The 19,287-nt window shown below is 70.5% G+C and carries 17 protein-coding genes and 1 tRNA gene; 14 read left to right on the top strand and 4 right to left on the bottom strand.

The window, feature by feature from the left end; genetic code table 11:
• Nucleotides 1-197: 197 nt before the first annotated feature.
• The 3 genes from VLI41_RS14250 (at nucleotide 198) to VLI41_RS14260 (ending at nucleotide 2,971) form a co-directional block, all read left to right on the top strand.
• Nucleotides 198-1,373 (top strand): acetyl-CoA C-acetyltransferase, encoded by a 1,176-nt coding sequence (locus VLI41_RS14250; protein WP_325268747.1) that lies wholly within the window; start codon nucleotides 198-200, stop codon nucleotides 1,371-1,373.
• Nucleotides 1,374-1,422: 49 nt separating this feature from the next.
• Nucleotides 1,423-2,148 carry an acetoacetyl-CoA reductase gene (gene phbB, locus VLI41_RS14255; protein WP_325268748.1) on the top strand — a complete coding sequence of 242 codons (726 nt, stop codon included), beginning with the start codon at nucleotides 1,423-1,425 and terminating at the stop codon, nucleotides 2,146-2,148.
• Nucleotides 2,149-2,230: 82 nt separating this feature from the next.
• Complete coding sequence (locus tag VLI41_RS14260) at nucleotides 2,231-2,971, top strand: DUF4908 domain-containing protein (protein ID WP_325268749.1); 741 nt, start codon at nucleotides 2,231-2,233, stop codon at nucleotides 2,969-2,971.
• Between the two features lie 137 nt (nucleotides 2,972-3,108).
• On the opposite strand, the gene gloB is transcribed toward VLI41_RS14260, so the two are convergent.
• Nucleotides 3,109-3,870 (bottom strand): hydroxyacylglutathione hydrolase, encoded by a 762-nt coding sequence (gene gloB, locus VLI41_RS14265; protein WP_325268750.1) that lies wholly within the window; start codon nucleotides 3,868-3,870, stop codon nucleotides 3,109-3,111.
• Between the two features lie 82 nt (nucleotides 3,871-3,952).
• Between gloB and VLI41_RS14270 the strand changes: the two genes are divergently transcribed.
• The 3 genes from VLI41_RS14270 to VLI41_RS14280 all read left to right on the top strand — a co-directional run bounded on the left by VLI41_RS14270 (nucleotide 3,953) and on the right by VLI41_RS14280 (nucleotide 8,350).
• Nucleotides 3,953-4,732: a class I SAM-dependent methyltransferase gene (locus VLI41_RS14270; RefSeq protein ID WP_325268751.1), complete on the top strand. Its 780-nt coding sequence runs from the start codon at nucleotides 3,953-3,955 to the stop codon at nucleotides 4,730-4,732.
• A gap of 46 nt (nucleotides 4,733-4,778) precedes the next feature.
• Entirely contained in the window at nucleotides 4,779-5,123 is a 345-nt protein-coding gene (locus tag VLI41_RS14275) for a P-II family nitrogen regulator (RefSeq protein WP_325268752.1), read from the top strand.
• A 260-nt stretch (nucleotides 5,124-5,383) separates the two neighbouring features.
• Complete coding sequence (locus VLI41_RS14280; RefSeq protein WP_325268753.1) at nucleotides 5,384-8,350, top strand: TonB-dependent receptor plug domain-containing protein; 2,967 nt, start codon at nucleotides 5,384-5,386, stop codon at nucleotides 8,348-8,350.
• 78 nt (nucleotides 8,351-8,428) lie between these two features.
• Here VLI41_RS14280 and metW read toward each other — a convergent pair whose 3' ends face one another.
• A complete protein-coding gene (metW, locus tag VLI41_RS14285; RefSeq protein ID WP_325268754.1) occupies nucleotides 8,429-9,046 on the bottom strand; it encodes a methionine biosynthesis protein MetW in 618 nt (205 codons plus the stop codon).
• Nucleotides 9,043-10,200: a homoserine O-acetyltransferase MetX gene (metX, locus tag VLI41_RS14290; RefSeq protein ID WP_325268755.1), complete on the bottom strand. Its 1,158-nt coding sequence runs from the start codon at nucleotides 10,198-10,200 to the stop codon at nucleotides 9,043-9,045. The genes metW and metX overlap by 4 nt, the downstream gene beginning before the upstream one ends.
• A gap of 90 nt (nucleotides 10,201-10,290) precedes the next feature.
• Here metX and VLI41_RS14295 point away from each other — a divergent pair, with 90 nt between their 5' ends.
• Genes VLI41_RS14295 through VLI41_RS14310 form a run of 4 tightly spaced genes read left to right on the top strand, consistent with a single transcriptional unit; the run spans nucleotide 10,291 to nucleotide 13,692 of the window.
• Nucleotides 10,291-10,788 (top strand): SixA phosphatase family protein, encoded by a 498-nt coding sequence (locus VLI41_RS14295; RefSeq protein ID WP_325268756.1) that lies wholly within the window; start codon nucleotides 10,291-10,293, stop codon nucleotides 10,786-10,788.
• 14 nt (nucleotides 10,789-10,802) lie between these two features.
• A complete protein-coding gene (locus tag VLI41_RS14300) occupies nucleotides 10,803-11,123 on the top strand; it encodes a DUF952 domain-containing protein (RefSeq protein ID WP_325268757.1) in 321 nt (106 codons plus the stop codon).
• A complete protein-coding gene (locus VLI41_RS14305) occupies nucleotides 11,120-12,163 on the top strand; it encodes a quinone-dependent dihydroorotate dehydrogenase (RefSeq protein WP_325268758.1) in 1,044 nt (347 codons plus the stop codon). Before VLI41_RS14300 ends, VLI41_RS14305 begins: the two co-directional genes overlap by 4 nt.
• A gap of 47 nt (nucleotides 12,164-12,210) precedes the next feature.
• A complete protein-coding gene (locus tag VLI41_RS14310) occupies nucleotides 12,211-13,692 on the top strand; it encodes a HAMP domain-containing sensor histidine kinase (protein WP_325268763.1) in 1,482 nt (493 codons plus the stop codon).
• Here the strand turns inward: VLI41_RS14310 and VLI41_RS14315 are convergent.
• Nucleotides 13,689-15,500, bottom strand: a complete 1,812-nt coding sequence (locus VLI41_RS14315; protein ID WP_414692565.1) for a gamma-glutamyltransferase family protein — start codon at nucleotides 15,498-15,500, stop codon at nucleotides 13,689-13,691. The genes VLI41_RS14310 and VLI41_RS14315 overlap by 4 nt on opposite strands.
• Nucleotides 15,501-15,556: 56 nt before the next feature.
• Here VLI41_RS14315 and VLI41_RS14320 point away from each other — a divergent pair, with 56 nt between their 5' ends.
• From VLI41_RS14320 to VLI41_RS14335, 4 genes are all read left to right on the top strand, one after another.
• On the top strand, nucleotides 15,557-16,591 hold the full coding sequence (locus VLI41_RS14320; RefSeq protein ID WP_325268760.1) for a P1 family peptidase: 1,035 nt from the start codon (nucleotides 15,557-15,559) through the stop codon (nucleotides 16,589-16,591).
• Nucleotides 16,592-16,604: 13 nt separating this feature from the next.
• Nucleotides 16,605-17,819 (top strand): tetratricopeptide repeat protein, encoded by a 1,215-nt coding sequence (locus VLI41_RS14325; protein ID WP_325268761.1) that lies wholly within the window; start codon nucleotides 16,605-16,607, stop codon nucleotides 17,817-17,819.
• Nucleotides 17,820-17,846: 27 nt separating this feature from the next.
• Nucleotides 17,847-17,923: transfer RNA gene (locus tag VLI41_RS14330), tRNA-Arg, on the top strand.
• A gap of 94 nt (nucleotides 17,924-18,017) precedes the next feature.
• Nucleotides 18,018-19,160: a site-specific integrase gene (locus VLI41_RS14335; RefSeq protein WP_325268762.1), complete on the top strand. Its 1,143-nt coding sequence runs from the start codon at nucleotides 18,018-18,020 to the stop codon at nucleotides 19,158-19,160.
• Nucleotides 19,161-19,287: the final 127 nt, after the last annotated feature.

Raw genomic sequence — 19,287 nt, forward strand, 5'->3', positions numbered from 1 at the left:
CGTCCTTACCCGGGGTGTCAGCCATCCCAAACCCTTGCGCCGGACGCCCGCTGCGGCGCCGCGTTTCTGCACCGCAGTATCGCGGATGCGAGGCGATTAGCAATTGCGGCTGCGAATTTGCGCGATGCGGGGTTGCGGAACCGCCGCCGCCCCGAAATAGAAGACGAGGGGCGGGCCGCGCCCCCATGGGAGCCGCCATGAGCGACATCGTCATCGTCTCCGCCGCCCGCACCCCGGTGGGCTCCTTCAACGGCGCCCTGGCGGGCGTGCCGGCGCACGAGCTCGGCCGGGTGGCCATCCAGGCCGCCGTGGAGCGCGCCGGGGTGGCGGCCTCGGACGTCGACGAGGTGGTGCTCGGCCAGGTGCTGCAGGCCGGCGCCGGCCAGGGCCCGGCCCGTCAGGCGGCGGTCAACGCCGGGATTCCGGTGGAAAGCCCCGCCTGGAGCCTGAACCAGCTCTGCGGCTCGGGCCTGCGCGCGGTGGCGCTGGCGGCGCAGCAGATCCAGGACGGCTCCGCGAAGATCGTGGTGGCGGGCGGGCAGGAGAGCATGAGCCAGTCGCCGCACGCGGCGAACCTGCGCAACGGCCAGAAGATGGGCGAGCTCGGCCTCGTCGACACCATGCTGAAGGACGGCCTGTGGGACGCCTTTCACGGCTACCACATGGGCCAGACGGCGGAGAACATCGCCGCCCGCTGGCAGATCACCCGCGAGGATCAGGACCGCTTCGCCGTCGCCTCGCAGAATCGCGCCGAGGTCGCCCAGAAGGCCGGCAAGTTCGCCGAAGAGATCGCGCCCGTCACCGTCAAGGGCCGCAAGGGCGACACGGTCGTCGACCAGGACGAATATATCCGCCATGGCGTGACGCTGGAGAGCATCGCCGCGCTCAAGCCCGCCTTCGCCAAGGACGGCTCGGTCACCGCCGCCAACGCCTCGGGGATCAACGACGGGGCGGCCGCGCTGGTGCTGATGAGCGCCGCCGAGGCCGCGCGCCGCGGCTTGCGGCCGCTGGCCCGGATCGCATCGTGGGCGCACGCGGGCGTGGATCCGGAGATCATGGGAACCGGCCCGATCCCCGCCAGCCGCAAGGCGCTGGAGAAGGCGGGCTGGAGCGTCTCCGACCTCGATCTCGTGGAATCCAACGAGGCGTTCGCCGCCCAGTCGATCTGCGTCGTCCGCGACCTCGGGCTCGATCCGGAGACGGTCAACGTCAACGGTGGGGCGATCGCCATCGGCCATCCCATCGGCGCCTCCGGCGCGCGCATCCTGACCACCCTGCTGCACGAGATGAAGCGATCGGGGGCGGGCAAGGGCCTGGCGACGCTGTGCGTCGGCGGCGGCATGGGCGTGGCGATGTGCGTCGAGCAGGTTTGAGCGCGGCCGCCGGATCCGCCGCCGGACCTTTGATGCGGGAGGCGCAGGGATGGCCAGGGTGGCGTTGGTCACGGGCGGGACGCGCGGCATCGGCCGGGCCATCGTCGAGCGGCTGAAGGCCGACGGGATGCAGGTCGCCGCCGGCTATTCCGGCAACGAGGCGGCCGCCGAAGCCTGCGCCCGCGAGCTGGGCGTCATGGTGGTCAAGGGCAACGTCGGCGTCTTCGCGGATTGCCAGCGCGCGGCCGAAGCGGTCGAGCGCGAGCTCGGTCCGATCGAGGTGCTGGTCAACAACGCCGGCATCACCCGCGACGGCGTGTTCCACAAGATGACCCCGGAGCAGTGGAGCGAGGTCATCCGCGTGAACATGGATTCGCTGTTCAACATGACCCGGCAGGTGATCGAGGGGATGCGCGAGCGCGGCTGGGGCCGGATCGTCAACATCTCGTCGATCAACGGCCAGAAGGGCCAGATGGGGCAGACCAACTACTCGGCGGCCAAGGCCGGGATGATCGGCTTCACCAAGGCCCTGGCGCTGGAGAACGCGCGCCGCGGCGTCACCGTCAACTGCATCGCGCCCGGCTATATCGACACCGAGATGGTGCAGGCCGTGCCCGAGAAGGTCCTCGAAGCGATCGTCGCGCAGATCCCCGTCGGGCGCCTGGGGCGTGGCGACGAGATCGCCGACATGGCGGCGTTCCTGGCGGGCGAGCATGCCGGTTACGTCACCGGGGCGACGCTGGCGCTCAATGGTGGCCAGTACATGGTCGGCTGAGCGCCGCGCCCAGGTCCAAAAAGCGCCCCACTCCGGCGACTACGGTCCTGCGACGATGAAGGGACGACCGTCTGCGATCTCGATGTCGATCTGCGCAGCGGCGATCTGTGCAGGCCTGGGATTCGCAAGCGCCGCGGCGGCCCAGCCGGAGACCCTGAAGGAAGGCCTGTTCGGCCGGCCCTCTCTCGACGGGCGGGAATTCGAGCCGCCGATGGTGGCGCGCTATACGTCCGAGGACGGCGACGCCTTTGTCCTGGACCGCACCCAGGGCCGCCCGCTGCTGAAGTTCGACGACAGTCCCGAGGTCTGGGTCCTCAACCCGCAGCCCGCCCCGCGCGGCGACGTGATCTACAAGGACGACCTGGGCGAGCCGGTGCTTCGCGCCACCCGCCTGGGCGGCCTCACCGTCTTCACCCCGCACCGGCCAAGCGGCGAGGCGGTGGCGCTGACGGGCGGCGGCAGTCCGCTGCGGCTGGCCGTGCTGGGGCCCCAGGCGCTTGCCGAGCGCGTCGTCGCCGCGAGCAGCCGCGCCAGCCACGCGGCGCGCCGGCTGATCCCTTTCGACGTCGAAGCCACGCCGCGCTCCTCCGGGCTGATCGCCGACGCCGCCCTGGTGGTGAGCGAGGCGGTGGTCCGGATCAGTCGTCGGGCCGACGCGTCGCGGATGCTCGCCAAGCTGCGCGAGGTGAAGCTGGTCGAGGGCCGCAAGCCGACCGCCAGCCTGAGCCATGGCGCCTTGCAGGTCACGGTGGCGCCGGCCATGGGGCTTGCGGGGCGACCCTCGTCGAAGCGCATCGTCATGGTGACCTTGGGCAGCCGCTGAGGCCGCAGGCACTTCCTATAGCGTGCGGTATCGCACAATCTGGCCGGTGACTCCGACTTTGCGGCCCCAAGCCCCGAAAGGCGGGGGCTTTGGCTCGCCAGAGCGCCGCCCCTGCCGAGCTCGGCGACAGGCGCCCTTCAGCCCCTGAACATGTCCTTGGCGGCGCGCACCGCGCCAAACGCCTCGTGGTCCGGCTTGCCCGCCGCGCCCACGCGGCCCGCCAGCGCCGGCGCCCTGAGGAACGGATTGGTCGCCTTCTCCAGCCCGATGGTGGTCGGCACCGTCGGCTCGCCACGTTCGCGGGCGGCGAAGACCTCGTCGGCCCGGCGCTTCAGTCTCGGGTCGTCGTCCACCGAGAGCGCGAAACGGGCGTTGGAGGCGGTGTACTCATGGGCGCAATAGACCCGGGTGTCGTCGGGCAGGGCCGCCAGCCGCTGCAGGCTCGCCCACATCTGCGCCGCGTCGCCTTCGAACAGACGTCCGCAGCCCATCGCGAACAGGGTGTCGCCGACGAAGGCGATGCGGTCGGCGGCGTCGTGGTAGGTGATGTGCCCCAGCGTGTGGCCGCCGGACTCGATCACCTGGAAGCGCGTGGCGCCGAGCGCGACGACATCGCCGCCCCTGACCTCGCGGTCCAGCGGCGCGATGCGGGTGACCTCCTTCGGCCCGACGATCGTCGCTCCGGTCGCCGCCTTGATCTCGGCGTTGCCGCCCGCGTGGTCCGGATGCCAGTGGGTGTTCAGGATCAGCTCGAGCTTCCAGTCCAGCTTGCGCAGCTCGCGCAGGATGGCGCCGGCCTCGGGGGTGTCGATGCAGGCGGCGAGCCCGCTGGCCTCGTCACGGGCGAGGAAGCCGTAGTTATCCGAGAGGCACGGGAACTGGTGGACCGTGAGCGGCATGGCGGGCCCTCCTCGCGCGACAATGCGCAGAACGCCATTTAGGTTGGCGCGACACCTCCGTCGAGACGACACTTGGATCTCAATGCGCCGCGACGTGCTCGAGCTTCGCCAGTTCTACGCCTCCGACCTCGGCCGCGCGGCGCGGATCATGGTCGGCCGCAAGGTCGTCGAAACCTGGGACGACGCCCACGGGCTCGACGTGCTGGCCCTGGGCTATGCGACCCCGTTCGTCTCTGCGCTGCGGCCCGCCGCCCGCCGGGTGATCGCCGCCATGCCGGCCCAGCAGGGGGTGGAGATCTGGCCCGCCGACGAGCGGAACCTCGCCGTCCTGGTCGACGAGAACCAGCTGCCGTTCCCCAACGCCCTGTTCGACCGCATCCTCCTGGCCCACGCGATCGAGGAGGCGCCCGATGCGGTGGCCCTGCTGCGCGAGGTCTGGCGGGTGCTGGCCCCCTCGGGCCGGGTGGTGGTGACCGTCGCCGCCCGCAACGGGCTCTGGGCGAACGCCGAGAAGACGCCCTTCGGCCATGGCCGGCCCTACACGCGCGGCCAGCTCGCCGAACTCCTGCGCGAGGCCGAGCTGGAGCCCTCCGGTTGGACGCGGGCGCTTTACGTGCCGCCGCTCTCCTGGACGGCCGGCTGGGCGGAAGGATTCGAGCAGGCCGGCTCCAGGCTCTGGCCGGGCTTTGCGGGCCTGGTCCTGATGGAGGCCGTGAAACAGACCTTCGCGGTGAAGCCCAGGGGCGCGCGGGTCCGCGTCCGGGCGGCCAAGCCGGTCCTCGCGCCCGCGCCGGGCGCCCAGCCGGTGTCGCGCGCGGCGATCGAGCGGCGCCCCCTTGGAGCCGCGCGCCGGAGGCCTTAGCTTCCAGACGAAGCTTCGCTGCCCTTGCCCTCGGAGAGCCCGCCCCATGAAGATGATCGTCGCGGTCATCAAGCCCAGCCGCCTCGACGCGGTGCTCGACGCGGTCACGGAGGCCGGAGCTTCGGGCCTGACCGTCACCGAGGTGCGCGGCTACGGCCGCCAGCGCGGCAAGACCGAGGTCTACCGCGGGGCGGAGTACGAGGTGAAGCTGCTTCCGAAGGTGAAGCTGGAAATCGCCGCGCCCTCCGACATCGCCGATGCGGTGGTCGAGGCCATCTCGCGCACCGCCAATACCGGCAAGATCGGCGACGGCAAGGTGTTCGTGCTCGATCTGGAGCAGGCGCTGCGCATCCGCACCGGAGAGCGCGACGCCGCGGCCATCGCCGGGTAGGCCGCTTCGCGTATCCGAGGCCGGGCAAATTTGTCCCCGGAAAGGCGAACTTGCGTCGAAAGAGTGGCGCCCAAGCCACAGCTGCGCCGGAACGGGTGAACGCGCCGTAATCTTGACTGGCCCTCAGGTCGGCCGCCCCCTCACCTAGCGGAACCAATTTCACAATTGGATTCGCGCTACGCTGCGAGAGGGGATCTATGGACACGAAAATGAGCCGCCGGGGTAGCCTCCTGGGGACGAGCCTCCTTGCCGGCCTCGCCATGGCGGGCGCCGCTTCGGCGCAGACGGTGGGGTCCTCCGGCGCCGGCAATACCCTACAAGAGGTCATCGTGACCGGCTCGCGCATCCCGCGGCCGAATCTCGAGCAGGCAACGCCGGTCACGGTGCTCTCGCCGCAGATGATCGACCAGGCGGGCCCGAAGAACCTGGGCGACATCATCGCCGAGCTGCCCTCAGTCGGCGTGACCGCAACGGTGCGCGCGAACTCGAACAATTTCGGGAACACCGCCGGGATCAGCTCGATCGACCTGCGCAACCTGGGAACCTCGCGGACCCTGGTGCTGGTCGACGGACAACGTCACGTCAACGGCGATGTCAGCTTCAACGCGGTCGATCTCAACACCATCCCCCAACAACTGGTGGACCGGGTCGAGGTGATCACGGGAGGCGCCTCGGCCATCTACGGTTCCGACGCCGTTTCCGGCGTCGTCAACATCATCATGAAGAAGAACTTCGAGGGCCTGCAGCTCGACGCTCAGGCCGGCAGCTACGATAACTACGGCGCCAAGTACAGCGTCTCGGGGATCGCCGGCCGCAACTTCATGGACGACCGGCTGAACGTCACGGTGGCCGGCTGGTACAACAAGGAAAACGGCATCGCGGTCCGCGACGTGTCGGGCGCGCACAACTACGCGACCGTCACAAACCCGAACGACCTCTCCGGGCCGGTCGATCCCACCTTCTTCTCGAGCCCGGGCGCGAAACGGAACGACCGTATCCCCGACAACATCTTCGTGCAGAACGTTGGCAGCGAGGTCATCACGCCCAACGGCACGCTCCTCGATCCGAACACCTCCTTGCCGATCACCCTCTTTGATGCGAGGGGCAACCCGGTGCCCGTTCCGCAGCGGCTCGGGTTCAACAACTTCGTGTTCGGCGCGCTGCCGGGCAATTGCGTGGGCTGCTATTTCTTCGAAGATCTGAACCAGGAGCAGTCGCCGATCCAGAACGAGGGCGTGAACCTGCGGATGCACTACGACGTGACGCCGCACCTGCACGCCAACCTGGACGCCAAGCTGGTGCAGGTGGACGTGCAGAACGCGATTCAAGCGTCCAACAGCATCTTCGAGTATCAGCTGACACCCGACAATCCGTTCATCACGCCCGCCATCGCCGCGCTGCTGCCGCCCGCGTCCGACCCGGCCGACTTCCCCTTCGTGAGCGAGTTCATTCAGCCCAACGGCCGCACCCAGGACATTCACCGCCGCACCTACCGCGTGGTGTTCGGGCTCAACGGCGATTTCGACGCGGGCTTCGCGAACGTCAACTGGGACGGCGCGCTGAACTATGGGAAGGTCACCAACCGTATTCGCAACAACAGTCTTGAGATCACGGCGAACTTCCACGCCGCGATCGATTCGGTGATCGATCCGGCGACCGGGCAAGCGGCCTGCCGGATCAATGTGCCGTCAGCTGGTCCGTCGCAGTTCGCCGATGCGGTCAACGCCGATCCGGGCTGCGTGCCGTTCAATCCGTTCGCGCCGGGCCGCAACAGCGCGCAGGCCTTCAACTATTCCTTCGGGGTGTTCGACACTCACGACACGCTCAGCCAGGAGGTCGCCGACCTCAACTTCAATTTCGACACGGGCCGTTTCCTCAACCTGCAGGGCGGTCCCATCGGGGTGGCGCTCGGCGGCGAATACCGGATGGAACGCACCAAAGACGTCAACGACCCCCGTCTCGTGGCCGGCGACACCGAAAGCCTCTTCGCCAACTCCTCCGGCGGCTTCAACGTCAAGGAAGGCTATATCGAACTCAACCTTCCGATCCTGAAGGATTTTCGGCCTCTGCTGTATGAGCTCAGCGCCGACGTCGCCTATCGTCTGGCCAATTATTCGACCAGCGGCACCGTCGGCGCCTACAAGTTCTCGGCCGACTATGCGCCGTCCAACTGGCTGAAGTTCCGCGGCACCTACTCGCGGTCGATCCGCGCCCCGAACATCACCGAGGCTTTCGAGCCTCTGACGCCGGGCTTCTTCCAGATCGTCGACCCATGCAGCCAAGAGAACATCACTAATAACGTAAATTTCGCCAAGAACTGTGCAGCGGCCGGAATCCCGGCGGGCTTCTCGGCCAACAACGCAGCCACGATCAAGGGGCAGTCGTCCGGTAATCCGAACCTCGATCCCGAGAAGTCGATCAGCTACACGGCCGGCCTGATCTTCCAGCCGCCAGGCGTGCCCGGATTGGCGATCACGCTCGACTATTACGCGATCAAGATCAAGAACGCGATCACTCAGGTCCTTGCGCAGGACATCATCAACAATTGCTTCAGCGGGCCGAGCCTCGACCCGACCTTCTGCAGCCTGTTCACGCGCGGCCCGGACCAGAACATCAACTTCGTCCAGACCACATTCGTGAACGCCTCGAAGCTCTTCACCGAGGGCTACGAGCTGCACGTCTCTTACACCCATGACGTGTCGCCGGTCACCGAGCGCTGGCGCTACACCCAGGGCCTGACCGGGAACCTGACCTTCGATCTGGCGGCCGACTACCTGGTGCGGCTGCGCAACTTCCCCTTCCAGGCCAACCCGGCCGTCTATCACGTCCTGGAAGGCCGCGTGACGAACGTCGCAAGCCTCACCGCGGCGGAAGGAACACCTCGGTGGAAGGGCGTCGCGAACACCACCTACAAGCAGGGCCCGGTGACGGTGAACTGGCAAGTTCGCTATGTCGGCAAGGGCGCGCTCTACAACGTCGATCCGACGTCGGTCGACCGCTCGGAGGCGCTCAACATCCCGTTCGCCAAATCGGTGTTCTACCATGACATTGAGGTGCGCTATGCGCTGGGCGACCAGTATGGCCGCTGGCTGAACGGCCTGGAGCTCTTCGCGGGCGTGAACGACGTGTTCGGCGACCGGGCGCCTTTCGAGACGATCGGCCAGGGCAACGACGTGGCGTACGATCTCGGCCGGTTCTACTTCGGCGGCTTCCGGTATCGGCGCTAGCCGGGGCAGTCGCCGCGCCTGTAACGGGGGAGCGGGGCGGCCCTGGGGGGGCCGCCCCATTTCCGTGTGCGGCGCGCCTCAGGCGGGCGCGCGGCTGAGCAGGAACAGCGCCGATTCCGCGCGCCAGTTCTCCAGCACCCCGCCGGGGTCCATGCGCCGGGCCGGCTTGCCGGACGAAAGCGCCACGCCGGCGTCGATCTGCAGGCCCAAGTCCCGGCACAGGTCGGTGAAGTCCTTCAGCGTGCACAGGTGGATGTTCGGCGTCGCCCACCAGGGATCGGGAAGCGCGCGGGTCTCCGGCATGCGGCCGCGGGTCATCAGCGACAGGCGCATGCGCCAGTGGCCGAAATTCGGGACGGACACGATGGCCTGCTCGGCGATGCGCAGGAGCTCGGAGAGCACGCGCCGGGGCTCGCGCATCTGCTGCAGCGTCTTCGACAGCACCGCGTAGTCGAAGGACCGGCTCGGGAAATAGTCGAGGTCGCGGTCGCCGTCGCCCTGCACCACCGCCAGGCCCTTGGCCAGGCAGGCCGCGACGTTCTCGGGGCTGATCTCCAGGCCCTGGGCGTCGACGCCCTTCTGGCGGGTGAGCAGCTCCAGCAGCGCGCCGTCCTCGCAGCCGACGTCGAGCACGCGCGCGCCGGGCGTCACGAGCCGCAGGATCTCGCCGAAATCCTCGCGGATCGCGGGGGTCACGTCAGCGCCCGCGCCTGGGCCGTGGAAGCGAAGAATCCGCGCAGCGCCGCATCCAGCTGCGGCTCGTCCAGGAAGAAGGCGTCGTGGCCCTTGTCGGTCTCGATCTCGACGAAGCTCGTCCGCGCTCCCGCCGCGTTGAGGGCGCGGACGATGTCGCGGCTTTCGGAGGTCGGATAGAGCCAGTCCGACGAGAAGGAGAGCACGCAGAACCGAACGTGCCTGGCGCGCGAGAACGCGTTGGCCAGCACGCCGCCGTGCTGGGCGCCCAGGTCGAAGTAGTCGAGCGCGCGGGTGATGTAGAGGTAGGAGTTGGCGTCGAAGCGGTCGACGAAGGCGGCGCCCTGGTGGCGCAGGTAGCTCTCCACCTGGAAGTCGGCGTCGAAGCCCCAGGAGAGGCCGTCGCGCTGCAGTTGCCGGCCGAACTTCCGCTGCAGGGCCGCTTCCGAGAGGTAGGTGATGTGCGCCGCCATGCGGGCGACCGCCAACCCCTTCTCCGGACGGACTCCCGCCGTCTCATAGTCCCCGCCGCGCCAGTCCGGGTCGGCCATGATCGCCTGGCGGCCGACCTCGTGGAAGGCGATGTTCTGCGCCGAGTGCTTGGCCGCCGCCGCGATGCAGACGGCGGAGAACAGCTTCTCCGGATAGTCGGCCGCCCACTGCAGCACCTGCATGCCGCCCATGGAGCCGCCGACCACGGCCAGCAGGGTCTCGATGCCCAGGGCCTCTACCAGCATGGCCTGGGCGCGCACCATGTCGCCGATGGTGATGACCGGGAAGGCGAGGCCGTAGGGCCGGCCGGTCGTGGCGTCGATCGAGGCGGGGCCGGTCGATCCCATGCAGCCGCCGACCACGTTGGAGCAGATGATGAAGTAGCGCTCCGGATCCAGCGGCCGGCCGGGCCCGATGACCCGGTCCCACCAGCCGGGCTTGCCGGTCACCGGGTGGATGGAGGCGGCGTGCTGGTCGCCGGTGAGCGCGTGGCAGACCAGGATGGCGTTCGATTTCGCGGCGTCGAGCCGTCCATAGGTCTTGTAGGCGATCTCCAACGGCTCGAGCGTCGCGCCGGAGTCCAGGCGCAGGCCCTTGCCGGCCGGGAACCGCAGGGCGCCGCCGTTGCTCTCGCGCTCTCCTATGGCCGCCGCCGCCCGGGTCATGGCCCGCCTTGGACCGCCAAGCCCCACCAGTGTCAATGGCTTCGCAGAGCGGCCGGGCGCCGCTATGAGGGCGTCGGGTGTGGAGCGTCCATGGATCGGCTGATCCTCTTCCGGCACGGCAAGGCGGAGAACGAGTCGGCGAGCGGCGACGACTTCGACCGGCCGCTGGCCGGGCGCGGCGTGCGCGAATCCGCGGAGATGGCCGAGAGCCTCGCGCGCCTCGGCCTGTCGCCCGACCTGGTGCTGGTCTCGCCGTCGCTGCGCACCCGCGAGACCTGGGCCGCCGCCGAGGCCGCTTTCCCCGAGGCCGCGGCGCGCCTGGACGCCGACCTCTACCACGCTGACGCCGGCGCGATCCGGCGGGCCGCCGAGCGCGCCGGCGACGGCTATCGCGCAGTCATGGTGGTGGGCCACAATCCGGGCCTGCAGGAGCTCGCCGTGGACCTCCTGCGCGAGGCCGCGGCGCCGCCGTCGCTGGTGGCGCGGGCGCAGCGGCAGTTCCCGACCGCCGCGGCCGCCGTCTTCCTGATCGACGCCAGCGGCCGGCCTTCCTTCGACGGCCTGCTCTTCCCGGAGCGCGGGGATTGAGGATCTACAAGATCTTGCCGCGCCGGGATTGGGAGGCCGCCTGGAACGCGGGCGTCTATGAGGGCTCGGAGGCCGACCGGGCCGACGGGTTCATCCACTTCTCCACCGCCGCCCAGGCTCAGGAGACGGCGATCCGTCATTTCCGGGGCCAGGCCGGCCTGGTGATCCTCGAGGTCGAGGCCGACGATCTCGGCGGGGCCCTGAAGTGGGAGCCGTCGCGCGGTGGCGGGCTCTTCCCGCATCTCTATGGCGTGCTCCACCCGGGGCTGGTCCGCGGCGCCGCCGAGGCGCCGCTCGATCCCGATGGCGTTCCGCTCATCGGGCCGCTGCCGTGAGCCGGATCCACGGCCTCGCCACCCGGGCGCTCAGGAGCCTCGATCCGGAGGTTGCGCACGGCTGGGCGCTCCGTGGGCTCGCCTGGGGCTTGGGGCCGCACGGCCGCGGCGACGATCCGATTCTGGCGGGCTCGCTCGCGGGCATCCGCCTGTCCAACGCGGTCGGCCTCGCGCCCGGTTTCGACAAGGACGCGGAGGTGTTCGGGCCGATGCTCCGCGCCGGCTTCGGGTTCGTGGAATGCGGCACCGTCACGCCCCGGCCGCAGGCCGGCAATCCGCGCCCCCGGCTGTTCCGTCTTTCCGAGGATCGCGCGGTGATCAACCGGATGGGCTTCAACAACCAGGGCCTGGAAGCCTTCGCCGGACGGCTGGCCCGGCGCGGCGCCGGCGTGGTGGGCGCCAACATCGGCGCCAACAAGGACAGCGAGGACCGCATCGGCGACTACGTCGCGGGGCTGCGGCGGCTCTGGGGTCTGGCGAGCTATTTCACGATCAACGTCTCCTCGCCGAACACGCCTGGCCTGCGCGCGCTGCAGACCAAGGCGGCGCTCGAGGAGCTGCTGGGGCGGCTCGCCGAGGCGCGCGACAGTCTCTCCGCCGAGGACCGCGTCCCGATCTTCCTGAAGATCGCCCCCGACCTCGAGGCCATGGAGGTCGAAGCCATCGTCGAAGTCGCCGTCGCGCATGGCCTCTCCGGGATCGTCGTCGCCAACACCACGGTGTCGCGGCCGCCGCTGAGATCGCGCCACGCAGGCGAGTCGGGCGGGCTTTCCGGCGCGCCGCTGTTCGAGCTCTCGACGCGGGTCCTGAAGGCGTTCGCCGCCGCCTCGGCGGGACGCCTGGCGCTGATCGGCGTCGGCGGGATCGGCTCGGGCGCGGAGGCCTACGCCAAGATCCGCGCCGGCGCGTCGGCCGTGCAGCTCTACTCCGCGCTGGTGTTCGAGGGCCCCGGCCTGGTGGCGCGGATCAAGCGCGAGCTGGCGGAGCGGCTGAGGGCCGACGGCTTCGGCTCGGTCGCCGAAGCGGTGGGCGTCGGCTAGCGGCGCTTGCGTTGCCGAAGCAGGCGGGCTGGACTACTCGTGTGGGCATGGCGGACGCGCCCACGCCGCAGGAGCCTCCGAGTCCGCAACGGCCCCGCTTCTTCTGGCCCGGCGGGCTGTCGGCGCGCCTGCTGACGCTGACCATTCTCTTCGTCCTTTTGGCCGGCCTGGTGTCGCTGCCGCCCATTCTGGCCGCCTTCGAGGAGCAGTGGCTGCTCGACCGGGCGCGGGCCGCCGAGCTGGCTTCGCTCGCGCCGGAGGTCGCGCCGGACCGCAAGGTCTCCGAACAGCTCAAGGCCGAGCTGCTGCGCGGCGCAGGCGTGGAGATCGTGGCGATCTCCAACGACAGGATCCGCTCGCTGGTGTTCGCCGGACCGAAGATCCCGACCCGGGCCTATCTGGTGGACCTGCGCGGCAATGTCGGCCTCGACCTGCTGGCCCCGTTCCGCACCCTGTTCTCGGCGCCGGGCAGCCGCATCCGGGTGATGGCGGAGCCGCGCTTCCGCAAGGCGGATTTCGTGGAGTTCGTGGCCCCCGACGCGGAGCTGAAGAAGGCGCTGATCGGCTATCTCTGGCGCGTGCTGCTGGTGATCGGCTTCGTATCGGCCGTGGCGGGCCTTCTCGTCTATCTGACGCTCAACCTGTTCCTGGTGCGCCCGATGCAGCGGATCACCTACGCCATGGAGCGCTTCCGCGCCGATCCGGAGGATCCGCAGGCGCGCGTGCCGCTGTCGGGCCGGCGCGACGAGATCGGCCGCGCCGAGGCCGAGCTCGACCGCATGCAGGCGGACCTGCGCGCGGCGCTCAGCTCCCGCGCCCGGCTGGCGGCGCTCGGCGAGGCGGTCGCGAAAATCAACCACGATCTCAAGAACATGCTCACCTCCGCCCAGATCGCCTCGGAGCGGCTGGCGGCGCTGAAGGACCCCAAGGTCAGCCAGGCCCTGCCGCGGCTCGAGCGGGCTCTGGACCGGGCGGTGAAGCTGGCTTCCGGCGTGCTGGCCTACGGCAAGACGCAGGAGGCGGCGCCGGAGCCCCGGGCGCTCGCGCTGGCGCCGGCGCTCGAGGCGGCCGCCGAGGAGGCGCGGCTGGGCGAGGCCGGCGTGCGGCTGGTCTCCCAGCTCGCCGCCGAGGACCAGGTGCTGGCCGATCCCGACCAGCTCCACAGGATCCTCACCAACCTGCTGCGCAACGCGCGCGAGGCCATCGAGCATCAGGAGGGACGTCGGCGTCCGGGCAAGGTGACGGTGAGCGTGGGCTATCCGGATGGCGCGACGGTGATCCGCATCGCCGACAACGGGCCGGGCCTGCCGGAGCGGGCCCGCGAGCGGCTGTTCCAGCCGTTTGCGGGCTCCGGTCGACCGGACGGGGCCGGGCTCGGCCTCGCGATCGCCCGTGAGCTGGCCCAGGGCCACGGCGGCGATCTGGCGCTGGTCGAAAGCGGTTCCAAGGGCGCGGTCTTCGAGCTTCGCCTGCCGGGCGCGCCCGGCGCCGCGGAGACCCGCGGACGCCCGGCGCGCAGCTCCGCCTAGAAGCCGCGGGCCACCCCTTCGCGCCTGGGATCGGCGCCGCCGCGCAGGCCCTGAGGGATCGCCTCGACGCCATGCACGCCGGAGCCTTCCGCCGCAAAGCCCCTGGTCAGCTTCACGCCCTTGGCGGCGAGCCCCGCGATCACCGCCGGCGGGAATTTCTCGACTTCCGCGTCGTAGGAGCTGCCGCCCGCGATCAGGTTCGGCAGGTCGATCGCCTGCTGGATCGGCAGCTTCCAGTCCAGCAGGCCGACCAGCGTCTTGAGGTTGTAGTCGATGATGGCCGGTCCGCCCGGCGAGCCGAGGGCGGCCACGAAGCGGCCCTGGCGGTCGAGCACGATGGCCGGCGCCATGGCCGAGCGCGGGCGCTTGCGCGGCGCCACGGCGTTGGCGGCCGGCCGGCCGTCGGCGTCCTTCGGCAGGAAGGAGAAGTCGGTCAGCTGGTTGTTGAGGAAGAAGCCGGCCACCATCCGTCCGTCGCCGAAGATGCTCTCCACCGTGGTGGTCATCGAGACGACGTTTCCCTGCGGGTCGACAATGGCGAAGTCGGTCGTGCCGCCGGGCTCCAGCGCCTTGGCCGAGGCGTAGGCCGGCGCGCCCTTGGGAACGCCCGGCTGCGGCGGCGGCCCGGCCACCGGGCCGATCAGCTTGGCGCGTGCGGCCAGATAGGCGGGGTCCAGCAGCCCCTCGGTCGGGACCTTCACGAACTCCGGGTCGCCCATGTAGCGGTCGCGGTCGGCGTACATCAGCCGGCTCGCCTGGGAATAGAGATACCAGCCCTGGGCGTCGTTCGGGTGCGCCGGCTCGTCGGTGAAGGCGAGGATGCCCAGCGCCTCCAGCAGCGAGGGTCCGCCCGAGGGCGCGGGCGGCGCGCAGACCACATAGACCCGATAGGGCCGGCAGACCGCGGGCCCGGCTTCCGGGCGATAGCTCTTCAGATCCTCGAGCGTCATCGAACCGGGGATCGGCCCCTGGTGCAGCTTGGCGACGATCTGCGCGGCGATGGGACCCTGCAGGATCGCCTTGGGCCCCTGGTCGGCGAGCTTGCGCAGGGTCGCGGCGTAGGCGGTGTTGCGGATGGTGTCGCCGGGCTTGATCCTGGTCCCGTCGGGCTTGCTGAAATAGGCGACGGCGTCGGGCGCGGAGGCCTGCGGCGCGCGCGAGCTGGCCGCATCCGCCATCCGATGCGGCGCCGGGAAGCCCTGGTCGGCCAGCCGCTCCGCGTCCCCGAACAGGGTCTTCCAGGGCAGCTTCCCGTGTTGCGATTGGGCCAGGTAGAGCATGGCGATCGCCCCCGGCACGCCGGCCGAGCGGCCCGAGAGCATGGCCGCGCCGCGCGGCAGCGGCTTGCCGTCGGCGCCCAGGAACATGTCGGGCGTGGCGCCGGCCGGCGCCGTCTCGCGGCCGTTGTAGGCTGTCACCGCGCGGCTCTGGGCGTCGTAGTAGGTCATGAAGGCGCCGCCGCCCAGGCCCGAGCTCTGCGGCTCGACGAGCCCCAGCACCGCCTGCACCGCGACCGCGGCGTCCACCGCCGTGCCGCCCTGGCGCAGCACGTTCAGGCCGGCCTGCACCGCCATCGGGTTGGCGGCGGCCACCATGGCGTGGGCCGCCGTGGTCGAGCGCGATTGATCGTCCGGGGTCCGGGCGACGGGCGCCTGCGCGACGGCCGCGGCGGGCGGGGCGGAAGCGGCGGGGCTGCGCGCGAGGGGCGGCGGAGCCGAGCCCGCACAGGCGGCGAGCGAGGCGGCGAAGGCGAGGGGCAGGACGCGACGCAGCACGGCGGTGAGCAACTCCGGTATGGGGCGCCCCATCCCTTGGGCGAGGCGCGCGTGGACAACAAACCCTCGGGCGTGCATGTCCGTCCCCCATGGAACGAGCGCGGTCAAGCGCGGCGCCGGGGCGGCGCAACCTGATCACCGACGTGCCGGGGCTGCTGATCGGCCAGGCGCAGGACGCCGCCGCGCGCACCGGCGTGAGCGTGATCCTGCCGCAGGACCGCGCCGTCTGCGCCTGCGACGTCCGCGGCGGCGCCCCCGGCACGCGGGAGACCGACGCCCTGCAGCCGGAGAACCTGGTCGAGGCGGTCGACGCCGTGGTGCTCGCCGGCGGCTCGGTCTACGGCCTGGCCGCGGCCGACGGAGTGGCCGCCTGGCTGGGCGCCCGGGGCCGGGGCTATCAGCTCGCCGCCAGCCCGCAGGCGCCGCCCTCGCCGGTCGTGCCGGCGGCGATCCTGTTCGACATGGCCAACGGCGGCGACAAGGCCTGGGGCGAGGATCCGCCGCACCGTCGCCTGGGCCGCGCCGCGGCGGCCGCGGCGCTGGCGCATTTCGAGCTCGGCTCGGCCGGCGCCGGAACCGGCGCCATGGCCGGAAGCCTCAAGGGCGGCGTGGGCTCCGCCTCGGTGGTCAGCGCCGACGGGATCGCGGTCGGGGCGATCGCGGCGGTCAATTGCTGGGGATCGGTGGTGGCGCCCGGCGGCCGGCGGTTCTGGGCCGCGCCGTTCGAGCTCGGCGAGGAGTTCGGCGGCCTCGGGCCCTCCGAAGTCCGCGCCGGGCCGGAGGACTGGGGCCTCGCCAAGCCCATCGCCATGGCCGGCAACACCACCATCGCCTGCGTCGCGACCGACGTGGCGCTCACCCCGGCCCAGGCCAAGCGCGTGGCGGTGATGGCGCAGGACGGCCTCGCCCGCGCCATCCGCCCGGTGCATGCGCCGTTCGACGGTGACGTGGTCTTCGCCCTCTCGACCGCCCAACGCCCCTGCGAGGAGCCCGCCAACCTGACGGTGGCGCGGATCGGGTCGCTGGCCGCCGACGCGCTGGCGCGGGCCGTGGCGCGCGGGGTCTACGCCGCCCGCCCGCTCGCCGGCTGGGACGTCCCCTGCTGGCGCGACCTCGGCGACTAGCGCAGGTCGGCGCATGGCGATCACCCAGGCCAACATCCACGACGAATTCATGCGCGCCGGGCGCCTGCAGCAGGCCGGCCGCATCGCCGAAGCGATCGCGCTGTGGCGCCAGATCACCGCCGCCGCGCCGCAGAGCGCCGAGGCGCACGGCAACCTGGCCGGCGCGCTGGTCGAGCGCGGCGACCTGCAGTCGGCGGAAGCCGAGGCCCGCCAGGCGCTGGCGCTCAGGCCCGAGGCCGCCTGGGCCCACCATCAGCTCGGCCGCGTGCTGCACCAGGCCCGCCGGTTCGAGCCCGCGGCGGCGGCCTATGAGGCGGCGCTGGCGCTCGATCCGAACGACGCCAAGTCGCGGCTTGCGCTCGGCCACCTGCGCCTGCAGCTCGGCGACCTCGCAGCCGGCTGGCCGCTCTATGAGGCGCGCACCGAGCTCGCCGATCAGAACGCCCGCCCGCTGCCCTGGCCGAACGCATGGCGCGGGGAGCCCCTGGCCGGAGGGCGCCTCTTGATCTGGCCGGAGCAGGGGTTCGGCGACCAGATCCAGTTCGCCCGTTTCGCCCCGGTGCTGCAGGCCATCGGCGCGGAGGTGACGCTGGCCGCCCCGCCGGAGCTCACCGCCCTGTTCGCGGGCCTCGGCGTCCGCGTGGTCTCCCAGGCCGAGCCGCCGCGGCGGGACGACTACGACTTCTGGACCCTGCCGCTCTCCATCCCCGGCCGCCTTCGGACCACGCTCGGGAACCTGCCCGCAGAGCCCTACCTCGCCGCGCCCGCCGGCCGGCGGGCGCGCTGGGCCGGCTACGCCCTTCCCGGCACGGTGGGCCTGGCCTGGCGCGGACGCCCGACCCATCCGAACGACGCCCAGCGCTCGCTGCCCGCGCCGGAACGGCTCCTCGCGGGGCTCGAAGCGGCCGGCGCGCGGGTCATCGACCTCACCTATCCGCTCGGCGACTTCGCCGACCTCGCCGCGGTCGTCGAGCAGCTCGATGCGGTGGTCAGCGTCGACACGGCGCTCGCCCATCTGGCGGGCGCGCTCGGCAAGCGCGGCTTCGTGCTGCTGCCCTGGCTGAGGACCGACTGGCGCTGGCTGGAGGGCCGCGCCGACAGCCCCTGGTATCCGTCGCTGCGCCTGTTCCGGCAGCCGCGGCCCGGCGACTGGGAGCCGGTGATCGCCGAGGTCTGCGCCGCCTACCGCGCCGAATTCGGCATTGAAAGCCGCCGCGCCGGTCGCTAGATACCGCGCCTCGCCGTCAGGCGGCGCGCGCCCGTAGCTCAGCTGGATAGAGCATCAGACTACGAATCTGAGGGTCGGACGTTCGAATCGTTCCGGGCGCGCCATCTTTTCAATGACTTAGCGAAGTTCTAAGTCCTTGATTTGTTCTTACACATCGCTTACACAGTGGAGTCAGCCCGAGACGAAGGGTTAGCTCCGATGAGCGAAAGCGCGGTCAAGCACACGCTTCTAGGCGGCAAGCTGCACGTCTACCGCCGAGAAAATTCCAGCCAATGGCAGGCCTCAGCCTACCTCGCCGGCAAAAATCATCGCGTCTCGACCAAGACCGACAGCCTGGCCCACGCGAAGGTCGTGGCGGAGGACTGGTATCTCGGCTTGCGCGGAAAGCACGCGGCCGGTGAGCTGAAGTCGGAGAAGACATTCCGGCACGCTGCAGGCGTGTTCGAGAGTGAGTACGAGATCATCACTGAGGGCGAGCGCAGCCCGGCATATGTGCGCGGGCACAAGGACCGCCTGCGGCTCCATCTCAACCCCTTCTTCGGATCGCTGCCGCTCTCGAAGATCACCTCGGGCGCGGTCCAAGAGTACCGCGTTCACCGTCGCCGGTCGGCTGCGCCGCCCGCGAGGAGCACACTGCACCACGAGCTAGTCACGCTTCGCCAGGTGCTGAAAACGGCTGTTCGGCACGGGTGGCTCGACCACCTGCCGGATACGACGGCGCCCTACAAGACGGCGGGCAAGATCAGCCACCGCGCATGGTTCGAGCCCGAGGAGTACCAGCAGCTCTATCGCGCCACGCGGGCGCGCTCCCAGGACAAGAAGAACCATCGCCGCAACGCTTGGGCGCAGCTCCACGACTACGTGCTGTTCATGGCAAACACGGGCCTCCGGCCCGACGAGGCCGCGCTTCTGGAATACCGGGACGTCAAGATCGTGGATGACCGAGACAGCGGAGAGCGCATCCTAGAGATCAGCGTCCGCGGCAAACGTGGCGTCGGCTATTGCAAGAGCACGCGGGGTGCGGTGCGACCGTTCGAACGTCTTGTCGAGCGCAACGACCCGCAGCCTTTGGACAGACTGTTTCCGGCTCGCCAAACGAAGCTCCTCAACACGGTGCTCGGTGAAATCGGGCTCAAGACCGACCGCGAGGGTCAGCCGCGCACGGCCTACAGCCTACGGCATACGTATATTTGCATGCGCCTCATCGAGGGCGCCGACATCTATCAAGTCGCGAAGAACTGCCGGACGAGCGTGGAGATGATCGAGAAATTCTATGCGGCCCACATCAAGACGCGACTGAACGCGTCGGCCATAAATACGCGTCGAACTGCGCGCGGTTAGCCGATGAAAAGAAACAGAAACCCCGGTCGTTTGACCGGGGTCGTAGAGGGCGTCGAGTTGTGTTGCGGCTCGTCACTACGGCTCATCGCGCCTCGTAGATTGCGCTCGGGCCAACCCGTCGTCGGGA

It is taken from the genome of Phenylobacterium sp., from assembly GCF_035475775.1.
Taxonomy (GTDB): Bacteria; Pseudomonadota; Alphaproteobacteria; order Caulobacterales; family Caulobacteraceae; genus Phenylobacterium.